The sequence below is a fragment of the Microcoleus sp. LAD1_D3 genome (assembly GCF_036702135.1).
Classification (GTDB): domain Bacteria; phylum Cyanobacteriota; class Cyanobacteriia; order Cyanobacteriales; family Microcoleaceae; genus Microcoleus.
On sequence record NZ_JAUBSB010000086.1, the window covers coordinates 1 to 18,343 of the forward strand.

20 protein-coding genes are annotated in these 18,343 nt (G+C 47.0%); 10 read left to right on the forward strand and 10 right to left on the reverse strand.

Annotated features, from left to right (window positions below):
* The first annotated feature begins 94 nt into the window (after window positions 1-94).
* Window positions 95-424 (forward strand): hypothetical protein, encoded by a 330-nt coding sequence (locus tag QUA74_RS27285; RefSeq protein ID WP_445251675.1) that lies wholly within the window; start codon window positions 95-97, stop codon window positions 422-424.
* Window positions 425-475: 51 nt separating this feature from the next.
* Here QUA74_RS27285 and larB read toward each other — a convergent pair whose 3' ends face one another.
* From larB to ispF, 5 genes are all read right to left on the reverse strand, one after another.
* Window positions 476-1,279 (reverse strand): nickel pincer cofactor biosynthesis protein LarB, encoded by an 804-nt coding sequence (larB, locus tag QUA74_RS27290; protein ID WP_333335310.1) that lies wholly within the window; start codon window positions 1,277-1,279, stop codon window positions 476-478.
* Between the two features lie 42 nt (window positions 1,280-1,321).
* Window positions 1,322-3,082, reverse strand: coding sequence for an ABC transporter substrate-binding protein (locus QUA74_RS27295; protein ID WP_333335345.1), 1,761 nt, complete (start codon window positions 3,080-3,082; stop codon window positions 1,322-1,324).
* 40 nt (window positions 3,083-3,122) lie between these two features.
* Window positions 3,123-3,728 (reverse strand): PIN domain-containing protein, encoded by a 606-nt coding sequence (locus tag QUA74_RS27300; RefSeq protein ID WP_333335313.1) that lies wholly within the window; start codon window positions 3,726-3,728, stop codon window positions 3,123-3,125.
* Entirely contained in the window at window positions 3,703-4,221 is a 519-nt protein-coding gene (locus QUA74_RS27305) for a hypothetical protein (RefSeq protein ID WP_333335316.1), read from the reverse strand. Before QUA74_RS27305 ends, QUA74_RS27300 begins: the two co-directional genes overlap by 26 nt.
* A gap of 62 nt (window positions 4,222-4,283) precedes the next feature.
* Window positions 4,284-4,763 carry a 2-C-methyl-D-erythritol 2,4-cyclodiphosphate synthase gene (gene ispF / locus QUA74_RS27310; protein WP_333335319.1) on the reverse strand — a complete coding sequence of 160 codons (480 nt, stop codon included), beginning with the start codon at window positions 4,761-4,763 and terminating at the stop codon, window positions 4,284-4,286.
* 71 nt (window positions 4,764-4,834) lie between these two features.
* On the opposite strand from ispF, the gene QUA74_RS27315 reads away from it, so the two are divergent.
* The gene (locus QUA74_RS27315; protein ID WP_333335322.1) at window positions 4,835-5,272 is read left to right on the forward strand and encodes a hypothetical protein; all 438 of its coding nucleotides are present in this window, start codon (window positions 4,835-4,837) and stop codon (window positions 5,270-5,272) included.
* Window positions 5,273-5,319: 47 nt separating this feature from the next.
* Here QUA74_RS27315 and trmD read toward each other — a convergent pair whose 3' ends face one another.
* On the reverse strand, window positions 5,320-6,015 hold the full coding sequence (gene trmD, locus QUA74_RS27320) for a tRNA (guanosine(37)-N1)-methyltransferase TrmD (RefSeq protein ID WP_333335325.1): 696 nt from the start codon (window positions 6,013-6,015) through the stop codon (window positions 5,320-5,322).
* 333 nt (window positions 6,016-6,348) lie between these two features.
* Here trmD and QUA74_RS27325 point away from each other — a divergent pair, with 333 nt between their 5' ends.
* The 8 genes from QUA74_RS27325 (at window position 6,349) to QUA74_RS27360 (ending at window position 15,753) form a co-directional block, all read left to right on the forward strand.
* Complete coding sequence (locus QUA74_RS27325; protein ID WP_333335349.1) at window positions 6,349-7,242, forward strand: cyanophycinase; 894 nt, start codon at window positions 6,349-6,351, stop codon at window positions 7,240-7,242.
* A gap of 338 nt (window positions 7,243-7,580) precedes the next feature.
* Window positions 7,581-10,298 carry a cyanophycin synthetase gene (gene cphA, locus QUA74_RS27330; RefSeq protein ID WP_333335328.1) on the forward strand — a complete coding sequence of 906 codons (2,718 nt, stop codon included), beginning with the start codon at window positions 7,581-7,583 and terminating at the stop codon, window positions 10,296-10,298.
* Between the two features lie 306 nt (window positions 10,299-10,604).
* The gene (locus tag QUA74_RS27335; RefSeq protein ID WP_333335331.1) at window positions 10,605-14,006 is read left to right on the forward strand and encodes a DNA methyltransferase; all 3,402 of its coding nucleotides are present in this window, start codon (window positions 10,605-10,607) and stop codon (window positions 14,004-14,006) included.
* A gap of 89 nt (window positions 14,007-14,095) precedes the next feature.
* A complete protein-coding gene (locus tag QUA74_RS27340) occupies window positions 14,096-14,446 on the forward strand; it encodes a type II toxin-antitoxin system RelE/ParE family toxin (RefSeq protein WP_333335334.1) in 351 nt (116 codons plus the stop codon).
* The gene (locus tag QUA74_RS27345) at window positions 14,443-14,739 is read left to right on the forward strand and encodes an XRE family transcriptional regulator (protein WP_333318611.1); all 297 of its coding nucleotides are present in this window, start codon (window positions 14,443-14,445) and stop codon (window positions 14,737-14,739) included. The genes QUA74_RS27340 and QUA74_RS27345 overlap by 4 nt, the downstream gene beginning before the upstream one ends.
* Before the next feature lie 73 nt (window positions 14,740-14,812).
* Window positions 14,813-15,040, forward strand: a complete 228-nt coding sequence (vapB, locus tag QUA74_RS27350) for a type II toxin-antitoxin system VapB family antitoxin (RefSeq protein WP_333335337.1) — start codon at window positions 14,813-14,815, stop codon at window positions 15,038-15,040.
* Window positions 15,037-15,423: a type II toxin-antitoxin system VapC family toxin gene (locus tag QUA74_RS27355; RefSeq protein ID WP_333335339.1), complete on the forward strand. Its 387-nt coding sequence runs from the start codon at window positions 15,037-15,039 to the stop codon at window positions 15,421-15,423. The genes vapB and QUA74_RS27355 overlap by 4 nt, the downstream gene beginning before the upstream one ends.
* 84 nt (window positions 15,424-15,507) lie before the next feature.
* The gene (locus QUA74_RS27360; RefSeq protein ID WP_190657256.1) at window positions 15,508-15,753 is read left to right on the forward strand and encodes a hypothetical protein; all 246 of its coding nucleotides are present in this window, start codon (window positions 15,508-15,510) and stop codon (window positions 15,751-15,753) included.
* An 18-nt stretch (window positions 15,754-15,771) separates the two neighbouring features.
* Here QUA74_RS27360 and QUA74_RS27365 read toward each other — a convergent pair whose 3' ends face one another.
* The 4 genes from QUA74_RS27365 to QUA74_RS27380 form a co-directional block, all read right to left on the reverse strand.
* Complete coding sequence (locus tag QUA74_RS27365; RefSeq protein ID WP_333335341.1) at window positions 15,772-16,161, reverse strand: hypothetical protein; 390 nt, start codon at window positions 16,159-16,161, stop codon at window positions 15,772-15,774.
* Between the two features lie 4 nt (window positions 16,162-16,165).
* The gene (locus QUA74_RS27370; protein ID WP_333215129.1) at window positions 16,166-16,510 is read right to left on the reverse strand and encodes a hypothetical protein; all 345 of its coding nucleotides are present in this window, start codon (window positions 16,508-16,510) and stop codon (window positions 16,166-16,168) included.
* A gap of 63 nt (window positions 16,511-16,573) precedes the next feature.
* Entirely contained in the window at window positions 16,574-17,842 is a 1,269-nt protein-coding gene (cbiE, locus tag QUA74_RS27375; protein WP_445302179.1) for a precorrin-6y C5,15-methyltransferase (decarboxylating) subunit CbiE, read from the reverse strand.
* 390 nt (window positions 17,843-18,232) lie between these two features.
* The coding region (locus QUA74_RS27380; protein WP_333245279.1) for a photosystem II protein D1 at window positions 18,233-18,343 on the reverse strand (111 nt) is incomplete at its 5' end.

The following is an 18,343-nucleotide window of genomic DNA, read 5'->3' on the forward strand; positions in this document are numbered from 1 at the left end:
GTTGAAGATAATCTACAATTATAATTGGGTGAAATCAATGCCGAAAAAACTTATCTTTAATCGAGCTTGAATATATCAATCGCTCTTATTCTTGATGTGCGATCGATTATTCAGCAAGCCCCAATTAGGGGGAATTGAAGTAATTGTGACTGAGGAAAGTTACACGTCAAAAGCTAGTGCTTTAGATGGTGATACGTTGCCTGTTTACAAAACTAAGTCAGATGTCAAACCCGTTTTCAGTGGCAAGCGTGTTAAACGTGGCTTATACAAAACTTCTAATGGTAGATTGATTAATGCTGATACCAACGGAAGTTTAAATATAGCTCGAAAAGTAATTCCCAACTTTATGAAGGGAATAGTGGGATTGCCGTTTATCCCAGTAGTTTTAGACCTTTGGACTAAGATTACAAACGTAGCTGTCTAGATTTGTCTACTCTAGGGTAGCTTTGTCCAGATTTCTATGAGCGGTTTCTAACTATTCCCCCTCTCTCCGATTCTCCCCCTCTCCGATTCTCCCCACTCTGCCAGCACTTCTGAGAATTTGACAAGCTAAAATCGCCGCCCCAAATCCGTTATCAATATTCACCACACCCACACCAGCCGCACAAGAATTGAGCATAGTTAAAAGAGGAGCAATCCCGCCAAAACTCGCGCCGTAACCCACACTCGTCGGCACAGCAATTACCGGACAATCTGCCAAACCCGCAACCACACTGGCCAAAGCACCTTCCATACCCGCCACCGCAATCAACACATCAGCATCAGCAATTACGTGCCGATTGCTCAGCAAACGGTGAATGCCGGCAACTCCGACATCCCACAAACGTCGCACCTGAAAACCGCAAAGTTCCGCAGTAATTGCCGCCTCTTCCGCTACAGGCAAATCCGCCGTTCCCGCACTGATAATAGTCACAGTACCCGGATGCTGCGGAGTTGGGGAATTAGGAGAAATTGCACAAATTCGAGCCTTTTGGTAGTAGCACAAATCGGGTATTTTTTGTTGCAATTGCTCGAAAACGAACGGTTCAATTCGCGTCGCCATCACCGCAGAATTTCGCCCGCGCATCGCCTCGATAATTTCAACAATTTGGTCTGGCGTTTTCCCTGGGCCCCAGATTACTTCAGGAAAACCCGTTCTTAAAGTGCGGTGGTGGTCAATTTTGGCAAAATCGCCGACTTGTTCAAAGTCAAAATGCTTTAATTTATCCAAAGCTGCGATCGGGCTAATATCGCCGGCAGCCACAGATTCGAGTAACTTCTGTAAAATTTTAGGTTCCATTAATTAATGACTGACTAATGACTGCTGACTGCTGACTGCTGACTATTCGGCAATTTTCAGATCGTACAAATTCCAGAAAGCGCCGCCGAGGGCACTATAGCGAATTCCCGAAACGCGATCGCGCACCGCCTCAAAAGTCAGCGGATTCACCATATAAACAAAAGGCACTTGTTCCGCTATAATCCGCTGCGTTTCAGCATAAAGTTCCTTGCGCTTCGCCTCATCAAGCTCCTGAGAAGCCTTCACGTAAAGGTCATCGATTTTCTGCTCCCAGTCGTACACTTCCCAACCCTTAATCGGCGGTTCTCCAGCTTGCGGGCCCTGGTTGAAACTGTGCAGTGTGCCGTTAACAGACCAAATATTGTAGCCGCTGTGCGGTTCAGTACCTCCCGTAAAACCGCCGAGGTAAGTATCCCAATTCCGCGTCAATCGCAGCTTTTCCACATAAGTGTTAAAACTCAGGAACTGCGTATCAATTTGCATCCCCAGTTTGCCCAAATCTTGCTTAATTTGCGTTGCCATTTGTTCCCGCACTTTTTTACCCGCAGCCATCAACAAAGTAAATCGCACTTTGTTGCCTTCAGCATCCAACAATTCGCCGTTACTATTATACTTAAAACCAGCACTTAACAGTAACTCTTTCGCTTTTTGCGGATCGTAACTGTAAGTTTTCAATCCCTCTTCTGGGGACAGGTAGAACGGGCTTTGCGCCGGAATTGGGGAATGCAGCGGCGCGCCAAGTCCGCGATAGATATTGTTAGTCATGGCGGATCGGTTAATGCCGTAGGCGATCGCCTGCCGAAATTCCTTACTCGCGAACCACCGAGATTTAACCGGGTCTACAAACGGCTGATTTTGAGCATTGCGCCCCTTATTCAGATTAAAACACATAAACACACTGCCAGTATCCGGGCCGCCGTTGAAGACCGTATATTTGCCCCGTTTTTCCTCCCGTTTCAGCAGCGGAAACACTTCCGGCTCCACGTTCAGAGTATCCAAATCGCCCGATCGAAAATTCAGCAGTTGATTGTCAGTATTTTCGATAATTTGCCAAACAATTTGCTGGATGTAAGGCTGGACATTTCCCTCCGCATCTTTGCGCCAAAAATACGGATTTCTTTCCAAAACCACGCGCTGATTAGGAGTATAACTCAGCATTCGGTACTGACCATTTCCGACAATTTTTTTAGGGTCAGTATCCGTCCCCCAAGTAGTCAGGAATTTAGGCTGACCATCTGCATCTGTATTTTCGACAGCTTCCTGTAAAATATGAGCTGGTAAAATCGGGATTCCCCCAGCATATCTAATAAATGGAGCAAAAGGTTCGGCAACGGAAAATTCAATGCGGCGGCTGTCTATTTTTTGAACTTTTGGGAATTGGCGACTCATCCCAACTCTCAGAGTATCTTTCAAACCGCTAGGGATTTTGTCATTGAAATAAATCTTTTCATAGCTGAAGATAATGTCATCAGTAGTCAGAGGTTGGCCGTCCGACCATTTCAATCCCTCTCGCAGGGTGAACACAATCTTTTTGCCATCTTTAGAAACTTCCCACGACTCGGCTAAACCGGGTTCTAACTCCGATGTCAAGCCATTTTCGTTGATCAATCCCTCGTACATATAGCCAAAAACGCTGTATGCAGATTGATTTAGCGGGTAGTTAAAGGTAGCTGGGCCGCTGGGGGTGGGAACGATGAGTCTGTTTACTAAGTTCGATCGGGCTGGAGTGCACGCAGACAGAGTTAGAGTGGCAATTGCCGCCAGTAAAATCGCCAGCCAGCGCAGTCTTGAATGTAGCATCATAGAAATTTTCATAATTTTTTAGTTTACCACCTGCGTGCAACTATGACTGAGATTGTAACCAACCGAGAAAGTCTTCAGTGCGCGAAAAATACTTGCTTATCCCGGCTTCTAGCAAAGCATCTTGAACTTCCCATACACTAAATTCTTTTGTATTATTGCTCAAAAACACCTTGAGTGCATTAACGTGTAAGTGTGCGTGATTCAAGATGCAGTGGAGAATCAAATTGTCTGTCGGGTCTTCTTCAATAAAAACTGTATTCAAGCTTTCTCGCAGTGTATCTGCTGTTAGTTCCATCATCTCCACATTGTCAGCCAATAATTCAAGAGCCTCAAAAAGACGTACTTTAATATTATTGAGCAATCCTGCATTTTCATTCAAAGACTCTTCTACATGGAATAAAAGAGACTTAGCATAAGGTGAAGTAAGATCGCGCTTGAGCTGGCTAATTTGTTTTTTCTGTTCCTCTACAAAACGGTTGCGGCGCTTGATATCGTCTTCTAAAGCCGAGAGAGCTTCCATGCAGCAAATAGCAGGTATGGCAATGCGGACTGATGTTGGTACACTCAGTAACAAGTTATTGGCCTCAGGATCGCGTCCTGTAGCAATACTCATCAAAAAGTTAGTTTCTATATATAAAATCGCCACCAATTTTTACCTCTAACTTTGTTGTTCCACCTGCTAGCAACGGCAGCAAACCGATTGCTGCTATCGGTTCCGATGCTGGTGGAATATCAGACTTCCAATTGTAAGCTAAGTCACGCAACCATGCTTCAATCAGCCTAGTTAGGTATGGCTCAAATATCCGCTGATCGCCTAATTTTGAGTCATAATAGTGAAGGATATCAGCCGTTTTTAACGATAAAACAGCTTCAGACAAAACAGTGCCGTCCCATTTAAAAACGATTATATTTTCGAGAGTGACAATCATAGCATAAGGAATTACCACATTTTTTTCGGAGAGTTTTGAGAGGAAATGTTTTATTTGTTTGAGCGCGCTATCGGTAATCCTCTGTTTTGCTGCCTTTTCTTTAGCTTGATTAATTTTGACCTCGATCAGCGCGACTATGCGATCGTCCTTATCCAACGCGATAATATCCGCCTTTATAGGTAATTCTACTTCCAAGGTTTCAGTTTGCATGGTTTCAGCCTTCCTAGCGTATAAGTTTAAGTAAATTCAACTTCTACTATCAAACCACTTTTTTAATTTTTCGACACTAAAACTACAGCATAGGCTGCAATTCCTTCTTCTCTCCCCACAGGGCCTAACTTTTCGTTTGTAGTAGCTTTGATGCCGATTTGGTCAGGTTTTAATTGTAGGACAGTAGAAAGCCGATCGCGCATTTGCTCAATATGCGGTTTCAGCTTGGGACGTTCCGCCACCACGACCGAATCAATATTGCCGATTTCCCAGCCTTTATCTAATATTAACTGATTGACTTGTGCCAGCAATACGAGACTATCAGCACCTTTCCATTTCGGGTCAGTCGGCGGGAAATACAGCCCGATATCTCCCAAGCTGAGAGATCCGAGCATCGCGTCCATGATAGCGTGAGTCAGCACGTCTGCGTCGCTGTGACCGAGTAATCCTAATTCGTGGGGAATGTGAACGCCGCCGAGGATGAGGGGGCGTTCTGGAACTAAGCAGTGAATGTCGTAGCCGTTGCCGATTCGGATGTTCATGTAAAATTTAGGTTTTGGAAGTATATCGAAAGACAATTATTTCATAATTGTGCGGATATAAGTGAAAAAGTATGGTCTTAATTGACGGACTGTGTGGGAATTGTGACAAAGACGTACAGATGTTGGTTTGTCAATCAGTCTTTGACAAAAAAGTTGTCTGGCATCTATGTTATGACTGCCCTCATTGCGGGGAGGCAATCGAGTTAGATGATAATGATGCTATGCCTAACGAAATGAGAGAAGAGATTTTAGCAAAAGAAGGGACTTGGAACTTGATTGTATTGGAAAAAGAACAACGTGCAACAGTTGTAACAAAAATTCTGCGTGAGGCTATGTCGTTGTCCTTAGCTGAAGCTATGAAGCTAAAAAAGAAGATGCCTGGTTCTGTTTTTATCGGAACTAAATCTGAGACCGATCGACTAAAACAGCTTTTAGCTGGTGAAGGTTTGAAAGCTTCAATCAGCAGAAGTGTTACCACAATCGGCGTTGTCGATCAAATTGGGCTATGAGTTTGCCCGATAAATCATATGGGATAACTTCTTCTTTCTCCCTTCTCCTATTCTCCCCTTTCCTCCAACCACCGATCGTACAAATCCGGTCGGCGCGATCGAGTTTTTTCAATTTGCTGTTCCCTGCGCCAGCGAGCAATTTCTGCGTGATTACCAGACAGCAACACATCGGGCACCTTCAATCCCCGAAAATCCGCCGGTCGAGTGTACTGCGGATAATCCAAAAGTCCGTCCTCAAAACTCTCAAACTTTAGGGAATCTTCCTTCGCCACAGTTCCCCGCAGCAATCGCAAAACTCCATTTATCAAAGCTAAAGCCGGAATTTCGCCCCCCGTGAGCACAAAATCCCCCAAAGACACCTCGCGAGTGACCAAATGCAGGACTCGATCGTCCACACCTTCATAATGACCGCAAATCAACACCAACTGATCGCGATCAGCAGCCAACTCCCGAAACATCGCCTGCTGCATCGGTTCCCCCTGGGGAGTCAGCAAAATCACCTCTCGCCGTGGCAAAACCGGCAGGGACTCCACCGCAGCAAAAATCGGTTCCGGCTTCATCAGCATCCCCACTCCGCCCCCGTAAGGCTCGTCATCGACTCGCTGGTGCTTGTCTGTGGTAAAATCGCGGGGATTGACAAAATTCACCTCAGCAATCTTTTTAGCTAAGGCTTTGCCCATCAGTCCCGACTCCAGGGGAGCCCGGAAAAATTCTGGAAATAAGGTAACTACGTCAAAGCGCACAATTATTGGAATTTCATTGATACATCACCTCTAGTTTGACCCTTAGGGGGAGTTCAGTTTTCAGTAATTGCTTTATTCTTTATAATTTCTTATAATTTCTGAAAATTTTGGCAAGTTAAATTCTCTTCCTGTGTCGGCGGGCCGGTTTTGTACAAAAATAATCTGTTTTTCATGACAGCGACTGCAAGTAAACTCGCCCCCAAACAACTGCGAGTGAGGTGCGATCGGCGATCGCACCTCACTCGCACAAACAAAAATTTATTCTTAAAAAGCCCTATTGTACCCACAGCAACGGCAAAATTGAATTTCACATCCAACAGAGGAAGACACACCATGCAGCAGTTGACATCTCAAGCCCTTGAACACAATATTCCCCAGCGCACAAAAACCTCGATTATGGTCATCGGGGGAGCCGAAGACAAAGTTCACGGGCGAGAGATTCTAAACACCTTTTTTTGCCGTGCAGGGGGTGCAAACGCTCGGCTGGCGATCATTCCGTGCGCTTCGCGAGATCCCGAAGGAATTAGCAACCGCTACCGCACCATATTTGACGAAATGGGCGTTAGTGCCGTCAAAGTAGTGGACATCCGCGAACGCGAACAAGGCGAAAACCCCGTCTGGAAAGATTACTTAGAAGACTGTACGGGCGTATTCATTACAGGCGGCGACCAACTGCGACTTTGTGGGCTGCTGGCGGACACCCCGCTGATGGAGAAAATTCGCAAAGAAACTCTCGAAGGCAAGATTACCCTCGCTGGCACCAGCGCGGGTGCTGCGGTGATGGGATATCACATGATTGCAGGTGGCGGGAGTGGGGCGTCACCGAATCGGTCTTTAGTAGATATGGCAAACGGACTTAACATTATTCCTGAGATCATCGTAGACCAGCATTTTCACAACCGCAATCGCATGGCTCGCTTGCTGTCGGCTGTGGCTTGCCATCCCGATCGCCTTGCTATTGGTATTGACGAAGACACCTGCGCCTTGTTTGAGGGAGACGATACTATGAAAATTCTCGGTAAAGGCACTGTGACTATTGTTGATTCTCGGGAAAATTTTTATACCAATGAGTCTGTGGTAGGAGCGACAGAACCCTTAAGTCTGTTCAATATGCGCTTGCACGTTCTGTGTCACGGAGATTGCTACAATATGCCCCTAGGCAAACCAATGCCATCGGCAGCCTGTTCCGAGTCTGGCTGGCCACCCGAATGCCGCACAGCCAACTAACGCAGAAAATCTCTTGTCATTGATTCGGCAGACACTAGGCGGCATTCCGGCCGAATCATGGATACAACAATATAATAGATTCCGAAGCAGCCACGGGCTGACGCCAGAAGGCAGAATCACATAAAATTCTACCTTCGGGCTTCTAGTTTTTGCGTGCCATTGACCTGTACTTGTTTCTAGCCTCGCGCTGGGGCATGAATTTTCAAGGGAGTAGCCCATAACTGGAAATTCACTCCCAAACTGTTCGCAGCGAACAGTCGATCGAGCAATCTAGATCGAAATTGAATAAATGCTCCAATTATCTATAAGAGTTCGCGCCCCATACCCCTCTAACTACCATGAAAATACTTAAAATCCAGACCTTACGCGGCCCCAACTACTGGAGCATCAGACGCCAGAAACTCGTCCTGATGCGTTTGGATTTAGAGGAGTGGGCAGATAAAACCACATCTGAAATTCCTGGCTTCTATGAAGGGTTGATCGCCGCACTTCCGAGTTTGAACGACCATCACTGTTCTCCAGGCCATCAGGGAGGATTCCTGCAACGGGTCAGAGAAGGGACAATGATGGGACACGTAATTGAACACGTCGCCCTAGAACTTCAGGAAATGGCAGGAATGCCGGTCGGGTTCGGTCGCACCCGCGAGACTGCGACCCCAGGCATTTACCAAGTAGTAATAGAGTATCAAAACGAACAAGCCGGTCGCTATGCAGCCCGGGCGGGCGTGCGGATGTGTCAAAGCATTGCCGAGACAGGCACTTATCCAGCAGCAGAATTAGTCCAAGATTTGAGAGACCTGAGAGAGTTTGCTGCGTCGGCGGCCCTGGGGCCGAGCACGGAAACACTGATTAAGGAAGCAGAAGCGCGTGGCATTCCTTGGATACCTTTGAGTGCCCGGTTTATGATCCAACTCGGCTACGGGGTTCACCAAAAACGGATTCAGGCAACTCTGAGCAACCGCACGGGAGTTTTGGGAGTAGAACTTGCCTGTGACAAGGAAGGTACCAAAAATATCCTAGCCAGCGCCGGCGTACCGGTTCCCAGAGGGACGGTGATTAATTATTTGGATGAACTGCAAGGGGCGATCGAAGATGTCGGCGGTTACCCGATCGTCCTCAAACCCCTAGACGGCAACCACGGCCGTGGCATTACGATCGACATCAATTCCTGGGAAGCAGCAGAAGAAGCCTATGACTTAGCCAGCGCCGCATCAAAAACAAAAAGCGTGATAGTCGAGCGCTATTACGTCGGCCGTGACCACAGAGTATTGGTAGTCAACGGGCAAGTCATAGCAGTCGCAGAACGAGTCCCGGCTAACGTCGTGGGCAACGGCAAGTCTACAGTAGAACAGCTTATTGAAGAAGTAAACCGCGACCCGCAGCGAGGAGACGGACACGACAACGTGCTCACCCGGATCACGATTGACAAATTGTCCCTGGATTTGCTGCAAAAACAAGGATACGCGATGGACTCCGTAGTGCCCGCCGGCGAAAGAGTATTTTTGCGCGCGACAGCAAACTTGAGTACCGGTGGCATTGCAGTCGATCGCACCGACGAAATCCACCCAGAAAACGTCTGGCTGTTTTCCAGAGTCGCCAAAATTATCGGTTTAGACATTGCCGGCATTGACGTAGTAACTCCCGACATCTCCCAACCCCTGCGCGATGTCAACGGCGTCATCGTCGAAGTCAACGCAGCACCGGGTTTCAGAATGCACGTCGCCCCTAGTCAAGGTTTACCCCGCAACGTCGCCGGTGCCGTCTTCGATATGCTTTTCCCCTCGCCTCAACCCAGCCGGGTGCCGATTTTAGCGGTAACGGGAACCAACGGCAAAACGACAACCACTCGCCTGCTTGCCCACATTGTCAAGCAGACCGGTCAGATTACCGGCTACACAACTACCGACGGTACTTACATCGGCGATTATTTGGTAGAAAGCGGAGACAATACCGGGCCCCAAAGCGCTCAATTGATTTTGTCTGACCCCACGGTGGAAGTAGCGGTGCTGGAAACGGCTAGAGGCGGAATTTTGCGATCGGGCCTGGGCTTCGATCAGTGCGATGTCGGCGTCGTCTTGAACGTCGCGGCAGATCACTTGGGAATTGGCGACATCGACACCGTGGAACAACTGGCCAAACTCAAGAGCGTCCTCGTCGAGTCGGTAATGCCCAAAGGCTATGCAGTGTTAAATGCAGATGACCCGCTGGTAGCACAAATGGCGCAGCGTGTCAAGGCTCAAATTGCATATTTTTCCATGAACCCGGACAACGAACTGGTTGCCAAACATACCGCTGCAGGCGGGCTGGCAGCGATTTACGAAAATGGGTATTTGTCGATATTGAAAGGCGATTGGACGCTGAGAATTGAGCAGGCTGTGAACGTGCCGCTGACGATGGGCGGGCGCGCGCCGTTTATGATTGCTAATGCTTTAGCAGCTTGTTTGGCTGCTTTTGCCCAAGGAGTGAAAATAGAAGATATTCGATCGGCTTTGTCAAGCTTCCAAGCATCGGTGGGTCAAACTCCTGGAAGGATGAACCTGTTTAATTTGGGCACCTATCACGCTTTACTCGACTACGCCCACAACCCCCACAGCTACAAAGCTTTGGGCAGTTTCGTGCTGAATTGGCCGGGATTGCGGATCGGGGTAGTTGGCGCCCCCGGAGACCGACGAGATGAAGATTTTGTCACGCTGGGCAAACTTTCGGCCGAGATGTTCGATCGAATTATTGTCAAAGAAGATATTGACAGGCGCGGGCGAGAACCCGGTGTTGTGGCGAAGTTAATTTGCCAGGGAATTGCCGAGGCGATTTCTGCAGGAACCGCAAACAAATCTCAAGTTGAATACGAGTTGATTCTCGACGAAACAACGGCCGTTAACAAGGCTTTAGATGAGGCGCCGGCAGGCAGTTTGGTAGTGATTTTACCTGAAGGTGTCAACAAAGCTTTGAGTTTAATCGAAGCCCGGAAACCGATTAAGGAATCTGCGGTAAGTCAAAGCTTTGTCGATAGATCTAAAGAGGAAAGTTTGAAGCCGACTGTTGTGAATCAAGGCTAAATTCTGAATTTTAATTGAATTGGTAGGTTGGGTTTACTTGTGTTAAACCCAACCTATTTTTTTAAAATTAATACTATCTTTTTTGATTTTTTTGTGCATTGAACAAATAGTATACAGATCCCTCTACTGACCAAATGGCTCATGACCTTGAATGATTGTCATGCACTAGCAAGCTGTTTTTAGCTCCGAAAAAGGATACAATATTTTTGAGATTGGTGGCGATCGCTCTCATGCCCGCTCTCTTGGTCAGCAATTCAAACCGATAGAAGTATAGAATCAGGAAAAAGCAAGCAGCAGGATTGAAGCATGAATGAGGCCGATCGGGCGCGAGTCGAAACATTCATCAAGCGCTGGGCGGGTTCTAGCGGTAACGAACGGGCAAACTACCAGTTGTTTTTTGCGGAAATGTGCGATGCGCTGGGAGTCGATCGCCCTTTTGATAAAGGCAGAATTCCCAACGATCCCTACTGCTTTGATAAAGATGTCAAAATTTTTCACCCCAGCGGCAAGGTGACTCCGGGGTTTATTGATGTTTACAAAGCCGAGCATTTTTTAATCGAGGCAAAACAGGGCGGAACAACGAGCAAAAAGGGAACGGCAAAGCGGGGGACAAATACCTATTTGCGAGAGATGGAAAAAGCGTTTGTGCAGGCGATCGCCTATACGCGCAGTCTCAGCAGCAAACCGCCCTTTTTGTTAACTTGCGATATTGGCGATCATTTTGAATTGTGGATGGGTTTTAGCGGCGATTATGGCGGCTATGGGGCGCGGCGAGAAATCGGGCTAATCGAGTTGCAGAAAGCCGATGTTTTCGATTTGTTTGTCGATATTTTTAGCAATCCGCAGCAGCGCAACCCAGAGAAAATTGCGGCGCGGGTGACGCGGGAAGTAGCGGCGGATTTGGCAGAGTTGGCGAAGCGGATGGAGGCGAATGTCGATCCGCAGCAAGTCGCCCAGTTTTTGATGCGCTGTATTTTCACCATGTTTGCTGAGGATGTGGGGTTGTTGAAGGAACATCTGTTTACGCAGGCGCTGGAAACGCGATGGATTCACAACCCGAAGACTTTTAAGCCGGAGGTAGAGGCGCTGTGGGAGGCGATGAATGAGGGGACGAGTTTTGGCTTTCATGGCAAACTGTTGCGGTTTAATGGGGGATTGTTTGCGGAGTCGCAGGCGTTTGCGTTGACAAAGGCGCAGTTGGAAGTTTTGTTGCAGGCGGCGAAGCGGGATTGGTGCAATGTTGAACCGGCGATTTTTGGGACGTTGTTGGAAAGGGCGCTGGATTCTAGGGAACGGAGTAAGTTGGGGGCTCATTATACGCCGCGATCGTATGTGGAACGGTTGGTAAAGCCCGTGGTGATGGAACCTTTGGGCGATCGCTGGATTGCGGTACAAGCGGAGGTTAAACAGTTGCTTAACGCGGGGGAATCGGAACCGACTGCAAATCAAAGGAAAAAGGCGAGCTCAGTTTTAGAAGCATTTCTGACGGATTTACAACAGGTGAAGATTCTCGATCCGGCGTGCGGATCGGGGAATTTCCTTTATGTGACGTTGGATTTGTTGAAGGGCTTGGAGTCAGAGGTGTTGCGTCGCTTGGAGGATGTCACCGGATCGGCGCAGTTGCGGTTAGATATTGCTCAAGTTAATCCGAGTCAGTTTTTGGGAATTGAGATCAATCCTAGGGCGGCGGCGATCGCGGATTTGGTGATTTGGATTGGGTATTTGCAGTGGCATTTTCGGCGGTTTGGCGATATTCCGCCGATCGAACCGGTGCTGCGGGAGTACAACAATATTGAATGCCGGGATGCGGTGTTGGCCTATGACGGAATAGAACCGGATGTGGATGCGGCGGGGAAGGTGAGAACTCGCTGGGGTGGACGGATGATGAAAAGTCCGGTGACGGGGGAGGATATTCCCGATCCGACAAACCAAGTAACAATTTATCGGTATTTGAATCCAAGGGTGGCCGTGTGGCCAGAAGCCAGTTATATTACTGGCAATCCACCGTTTGTAGGCAATAAACGAATGAAGACTATTCTCGGTGATGGTTACGTTCAAGCACTGCGTCGAGTATGGAAAGAAGTTCCAGATTCTGCAGATTTTGTAATGTACTGGTGGGAAAAAGCTGCTCAATTAGTCAAGCAAGGCAATTTAGAAAATTTTGGATTAATCACAACCAATAGTATAACCCAGAGCTTTAATAAGAAAGTTCTTGAGTCTCATATAGAAGTAGATGGACAAGGTTCTCTTTTATTTGCTATAGCTGATCATCCATGGGTAGATTCAGAAGACGGTGCTCAAGTCAGAGTTGCAATGACTGTGTTTACAAATAAGAAGTTTCTTGGTCGTTTATTAACATTAACTCAAGAACTTACAGAACATGAGGGAGAACAATGTCTTGAACTAAAAGAAAAAGTCGGCAAGATCAACCCGGATCTCTCAATAGGTGTAGATCTTGGTCAACTTAAAAGTCTTTTATCGAATACAGGTCTTGCCTGCCCGGGTGTACAGTTATCAGGTCAAGGATTTGTTCTTTCTTCTGAGGAGCGAAACCTATTCTCTGAGAAAGCACAATCTAAACTTATCAAAAAATATATAACTGGTAGAGACTTAACCCAAATTTTAAGAAAAAAATTTGTCATTGATACGTTTGGACGATCAGAGTCAGAACTCAGTATTGAAGTCCCAGATATTTACCAATGGCTTCTTAATAAGGTTAAGCCAGAACGAGATCAAAGTTCACAAGCTGAATATGCGAAGAATTGGTGGTTGCATTCTAAGCCGAGACCTGTATTTCGGAAGACTTTTCAAGGATTGACACGCTTTGTTGTCACTTCTAGAACAGCAAGACATCGAGTATTTCAGTTTTTGTCAACAGATTATCTTCCAGAAACAAAAGTATTAATTTTTTCATTAAATGATGGATTTCAAATTGGCGTTTTATCTAGTCAGTTACATATTATTTTTGCCAATGCGAATGGGGGATGGCTTGGTGTAGGAAATGATTCTACTTATAATCATACTAATTGTTTTAATCCATTCCCCTTCCCCGACGCCACGGAAACCCAAAAACAAACCATCCGAGAACTCGGAGAACGCCTCGACAGCCACCGCAAACGAGTCCAAGCCACTCACCCCGAAGTCACCATCACCGGGATGTACAACCTCCTCGAAAGACTCCGCCAAGGCGAACCCCTCGACGACAAAGACAAAGCCTTCAACCAAAAAGCCTTAGTCTCCACCCTCAAACAAATCCACGACGAACTCGATGCCGCCGTATTTGCCGCCTATGGTTGGGAACCCACCCTCACCGACGACCAAATCCTCGAAAACCTCGTCACCCTCAACGCCCAACGCGCCGAGGAAGAACGCAACGGACTGATTCGCTGGCTGCGCCCCGACTACCAAGCCCCCGGCGAAACCTACGTGCAACCATCCCTTGCAGGTATCACCACCGAAACCGAAACCCCCATCGCCCCCACGGAACAACAACCTTTCCCCAAAACCCTCAAAGAGCAACTTTGGGCCATCCGCGACTTATTCCGCACCCAAAGCGGCGAATGGACAGCCGCCCAAGTCACCGCCCATTTCAAAGCAGCCAGCCGCAAACAAAAAGTCATTCTCGACTGTCTAGAAAGCCTGGAAGATTTGGGGATTTTGCTCAGTCATAATGAAGGTGGCGTGCAATATTGGTATCTCCCAACCTGATGGAATTGCAAAAACTTGTAGCTTACGCTAGGGGGTTTGAAGGCGATCGCCCTTACAATTGTTATAGTATTTGATTCTCAACAAACCCGATGACCATCAAACCGATTCGGTGGGTTGGCGCTACCCGTGAAGAAATCCAATCTCTTCCTGACGATGCCCGAAAAGAAGCTGGTTTTGCACTTTGGACACTTCAGCAGGGCATACAACCATCAAACTTTAAACCCATGTCGATCGTAGGCAAAGGCGTTGAAGAAATTCGGATTCGGACAGAAGATGCCTATCGGGTATTTTATATTGCTAGATTTGAAGAAGCTATTTACGTTCTTCATGCTTTCCAAAAGAAAACTCAGAAGACAGCCAAGAAAAATATCGAAATTGGACAGAAACGCTACCAACAGTTGTTACAAAATCGTTTAAATTCAAGAGAACCAGAACCATGAGTGAAAATACTATTACCCAAGCAACCGATAATATCTTTCTCGATCTGGGATTTTCAGCAGAAGAAGCTGATAACTTACTAATCAGATCGCAACTCATGCTCGCCCTGCTTCATCAGATTAAACATCACCGTTGGACGATCGACCAAACTGCTCAACATCTCAAACAGTCAAACGACCAAATCAAAGCTCTAACTCAAGGTAAAATTGGGGAATTCTCGGTTGATACTCTGATCGCAATGCTAAACCAAGTAGGCATGACTGTCAAAATCGAAATTTGCCCCAAGGTAGCTTAGAGCGAGATTAGAGAGATCGGTAAGTTTTGCTTTGCGCTTGTTATCATGAGCTTATCCAGCAAGAGGTTATCTAATGCTAGAAACCACCATCCTAGAAACCCTGGTCAAGTTGCCAGATTCCCTGAAACAGGAAGTTTTGCACTATGTAGAATTCTTGGCTGCAAAATATGCAAATAATGAGGTTGCCGTAAATTTTCCTCAAAAGAAACGTCAAGCCGGGATGATGAAAGGCACGTTTGTCTTACCGCTGGCTGATGATTTTGATGCACCATTAGAGGATTTGCAGGAGTATATGGAATGAGTGCATTGCTCCTCGATACTCACACTTTTATTTGGTTTTCAGAAAATGCTCCTAACCTATCAGTTACCTTGAAGGAGCAGATTGAATCCGCCGATAGAGTCTATTTGAGTATTGCCAGTCTTTGGGAAATTGCCATCAAAATCAGCATTGGTAAATTGACACTGCAAGCAGACTATGCAGACATCGAAGCTCAGTTACCTGCTGCTGGCATCTTATTACTGCCAATTTCCTTTGGAGATACTGTACAGGTTCGCAATCTACCATTCCACCATCGCGATCCATTCGATCACATTTTAATTGCCCAATCCATTAATCATGCTTTAGTTTTAGTCAGCCGTGATGAAGTGTTTGATGCTTATGCTGTTCAAAGACTATGGTTATAAACTAGATTATTATTGCCAATGGCATTGACCCGATCGAGCGTAAAAGAGTAAAATAAATTCTAGAGTTAGGCTCAAAAATTTTCCATGCCTCCCGAAGAAATCCTCCTACAATACTGGCGCGAACTTGCCCCCGCCGATCGCGCAAAAGTCCTTCAGTTTACCCAAGCTCTAGCGCTCAAATCTTCACCTGAATTTACCCCCAAAACACAACTCGGTCAAACCTTGTGGAAACTTCGCCAACGGGCGATCGCCAACGGTATGAAACTGCTCAATGAAGTTGAGTTAGAGCAAGAAATTGCCGATCGTCGAGGTGGCTACGGTGTCTGGTAAACTAACTTATCTGGATCTCTATTCCATTTGCAAATACTCCAACACCAGCAACCGCAAATAGTCTAGCATTCGGATATAAGATCGCATTTGAAGATAGCCCGATCGCGTCTCATCATAAAACTGAGTGATCGCAAAACGATCGAACACCCGAAGCTGATGTAAGTCTGCGATCGCTTGCTCGCGATTCTCAACCCCGGCGCTACTCTCAATCTGACTAGCATAACCACGAATACTGACTGTCACTAACTCAAGCTCCTCCAAAAACGAAAACTCTTCCTGGGAACCAAGATAGTTTTGAGCCATCTCTTTGCGCTCTAATTTAGTGTTTTGATAGTCAACAGTTAACTGTGCCAAAAGCTGGACAATAATATCTTGCTGAATCGCTAACTTGTTCTGAACTTGTGTCATATTTCTATTCCTCATTGATGCCATAAGTCACGATTTTCTCAACACCATACTGGTCAGGTCGCACAATTAAAAACTCATTGCCCTTTCGGTAAACAGCGGCTCCATCCTGCCGATATCCCGTGCGAGGAACTCTTACAGCACCTCTGGTGTTGAAGTTGTGTGCTTTACGCAGATATTTGAGTGGATCAAATCCTTTTCTTTGTGAATGGTCTAAGACACTTTGGGCCACTGTTCGATAAGTTCCTCTATCCCATTCAGACAGATATTGCTGTAGTTCGATAACTTCAGTGTTGGAATAGTCTTCAAACAGTCGATCTAAATAAGGATCTACAGATGATTCGTCTGGCATTATCACTCTCATTCCAGAGGATATTATTGATTATAGCTTTCCAGGAAAGAGAGCGATCGCATTTTACCCCTTAACTACCGCCCACTGAGTGACCGGTGCAAGCGGCTTCCAACCCTGAAAAGAACCGATCGCCCCTACTCGCTGAATGCCAATTCTAATGAGTTCCCCACCATAACGATCGTGCCATTGCAAAACTTTAAACTCGCTCTCAACTGTCACCGTATTAACAACTAATCGGCCGCCTTCACCTAAAGCATTCCAACAAATTTCCAGCACAGATTCTGCGGTGACACCGCCGCCGATGAAAATAGCATTCGGTTGAGGCAAATTTGTCAGGGCTTCCGGCGCTTCTCCCGCAACGATTTGGAGTTCGGGAACGCCAAAAGTCGAGGCATTTTCAGCGATGTATTGCAATCGAGTCGGATGGCGTTCGATCGCGATCGCCCTGCACCGAGGATGACTCCGCATCCATTCGATCGCGATCGAGCCACAGCCCGCACCCACATCCCAAAGCAACTCACCCGGAATCGGTGCTAACGCTGACAGAGTAACGGCTCTAACCTCCCGCTTGGTAAGTTGTCCGTCGTGGCGATATGCAGCATCCGGCAAACCCGCAGTTCGGGGGAGGATAAGAGTTTGTCGATCGGCTGCAACTGCGATCGCGATCGTGTTCAAATCCGCCAAATCCGCTGCATTCCAGGCTGCTGCTACCCCCTCGATCCGCCGTTCCGAGTTCCCTCCCATCAGCTCGAACACGGTCATCAAACTGCTGCCAAACCCCCGCTGTGTCAACAATTGTGCCACCTTTCCCGGCGTGTATCTGTCAGCGCTCAACACCAGCAAGCGCGCGCCGGGAGACAAAGCAAGGGCGATCGATGCGATCGGGCGATTTGTCAAACTGAAGGTCTCAACATCCGCCAAAGCCCAGCCCAGACGGGAGCAAGCAAGACTAAAAGCCGATGCAGCGGGAATTACAGTCATTTCGGAAATGGGAATTTTGCGCGACAGTGTTACCCCAATTCCGTGACACATCGGATCGCCGCTGGCTAGCACGCAGACAGACTGTCCCCGGCGGCGGATGATTTCATCGACTGTTGCTTGTAGCGGTGAAGCCCAAACCAATTTTTCGCGGGTGTCGTCGGTTGGTAGCATTGCTAGGTGACGGGCACCGCCGACAACGACTTGAGATCGATCGAGTAGTTGTCGGGCGATCGGGCCGAGCCCCGAAAGTCCATCTTCGCCAATCCCCACCACCGAAAGCCATTTGTGCATTGCGCCCTTACTGCTAATCTTGTTTCCGGCTGCATCGGAATACTCAAACTCAGTAGTCATCACTCATTAGTTATTAGTTATTAGTTATTAGTTGTTAATCACATTATTTCCGCTAGAACAACCCGAATAAAATTGATTTATAGTGAGGAATTCATTCCTCATAAAACTCGCTGGGACTGAATTATTGACTACAAAATTTATAACTGACATCTTGCACAATTCTCAATAATAGGCATCTTGCCTGTTCCACAAAGAGTATATCTCTTCTTGTGGGGAGTAGGGTTGGGCATCCTGCCCGCCCGTGAAACGCTTATTAATAATGGTACAAGATGTCAGTTATAACGGTTATTTTACCGGACGAGATATCCTAATAAAGTCTCTAAAAATTTTTCCCCAAACAAAAAGCGCCCCTATTACTAGGAGCGCTTTTTGTTTATCTCAGACTAAAACTTAGCCATTGATAGAAGGAGCAACCAAAGCTACAGGAGTTGTCTCACCAGCAGCCAAATCAAGCGGGAAGTTGTGAGCATTGCGCTCGTGCATCACTTCCATACCCAAGTT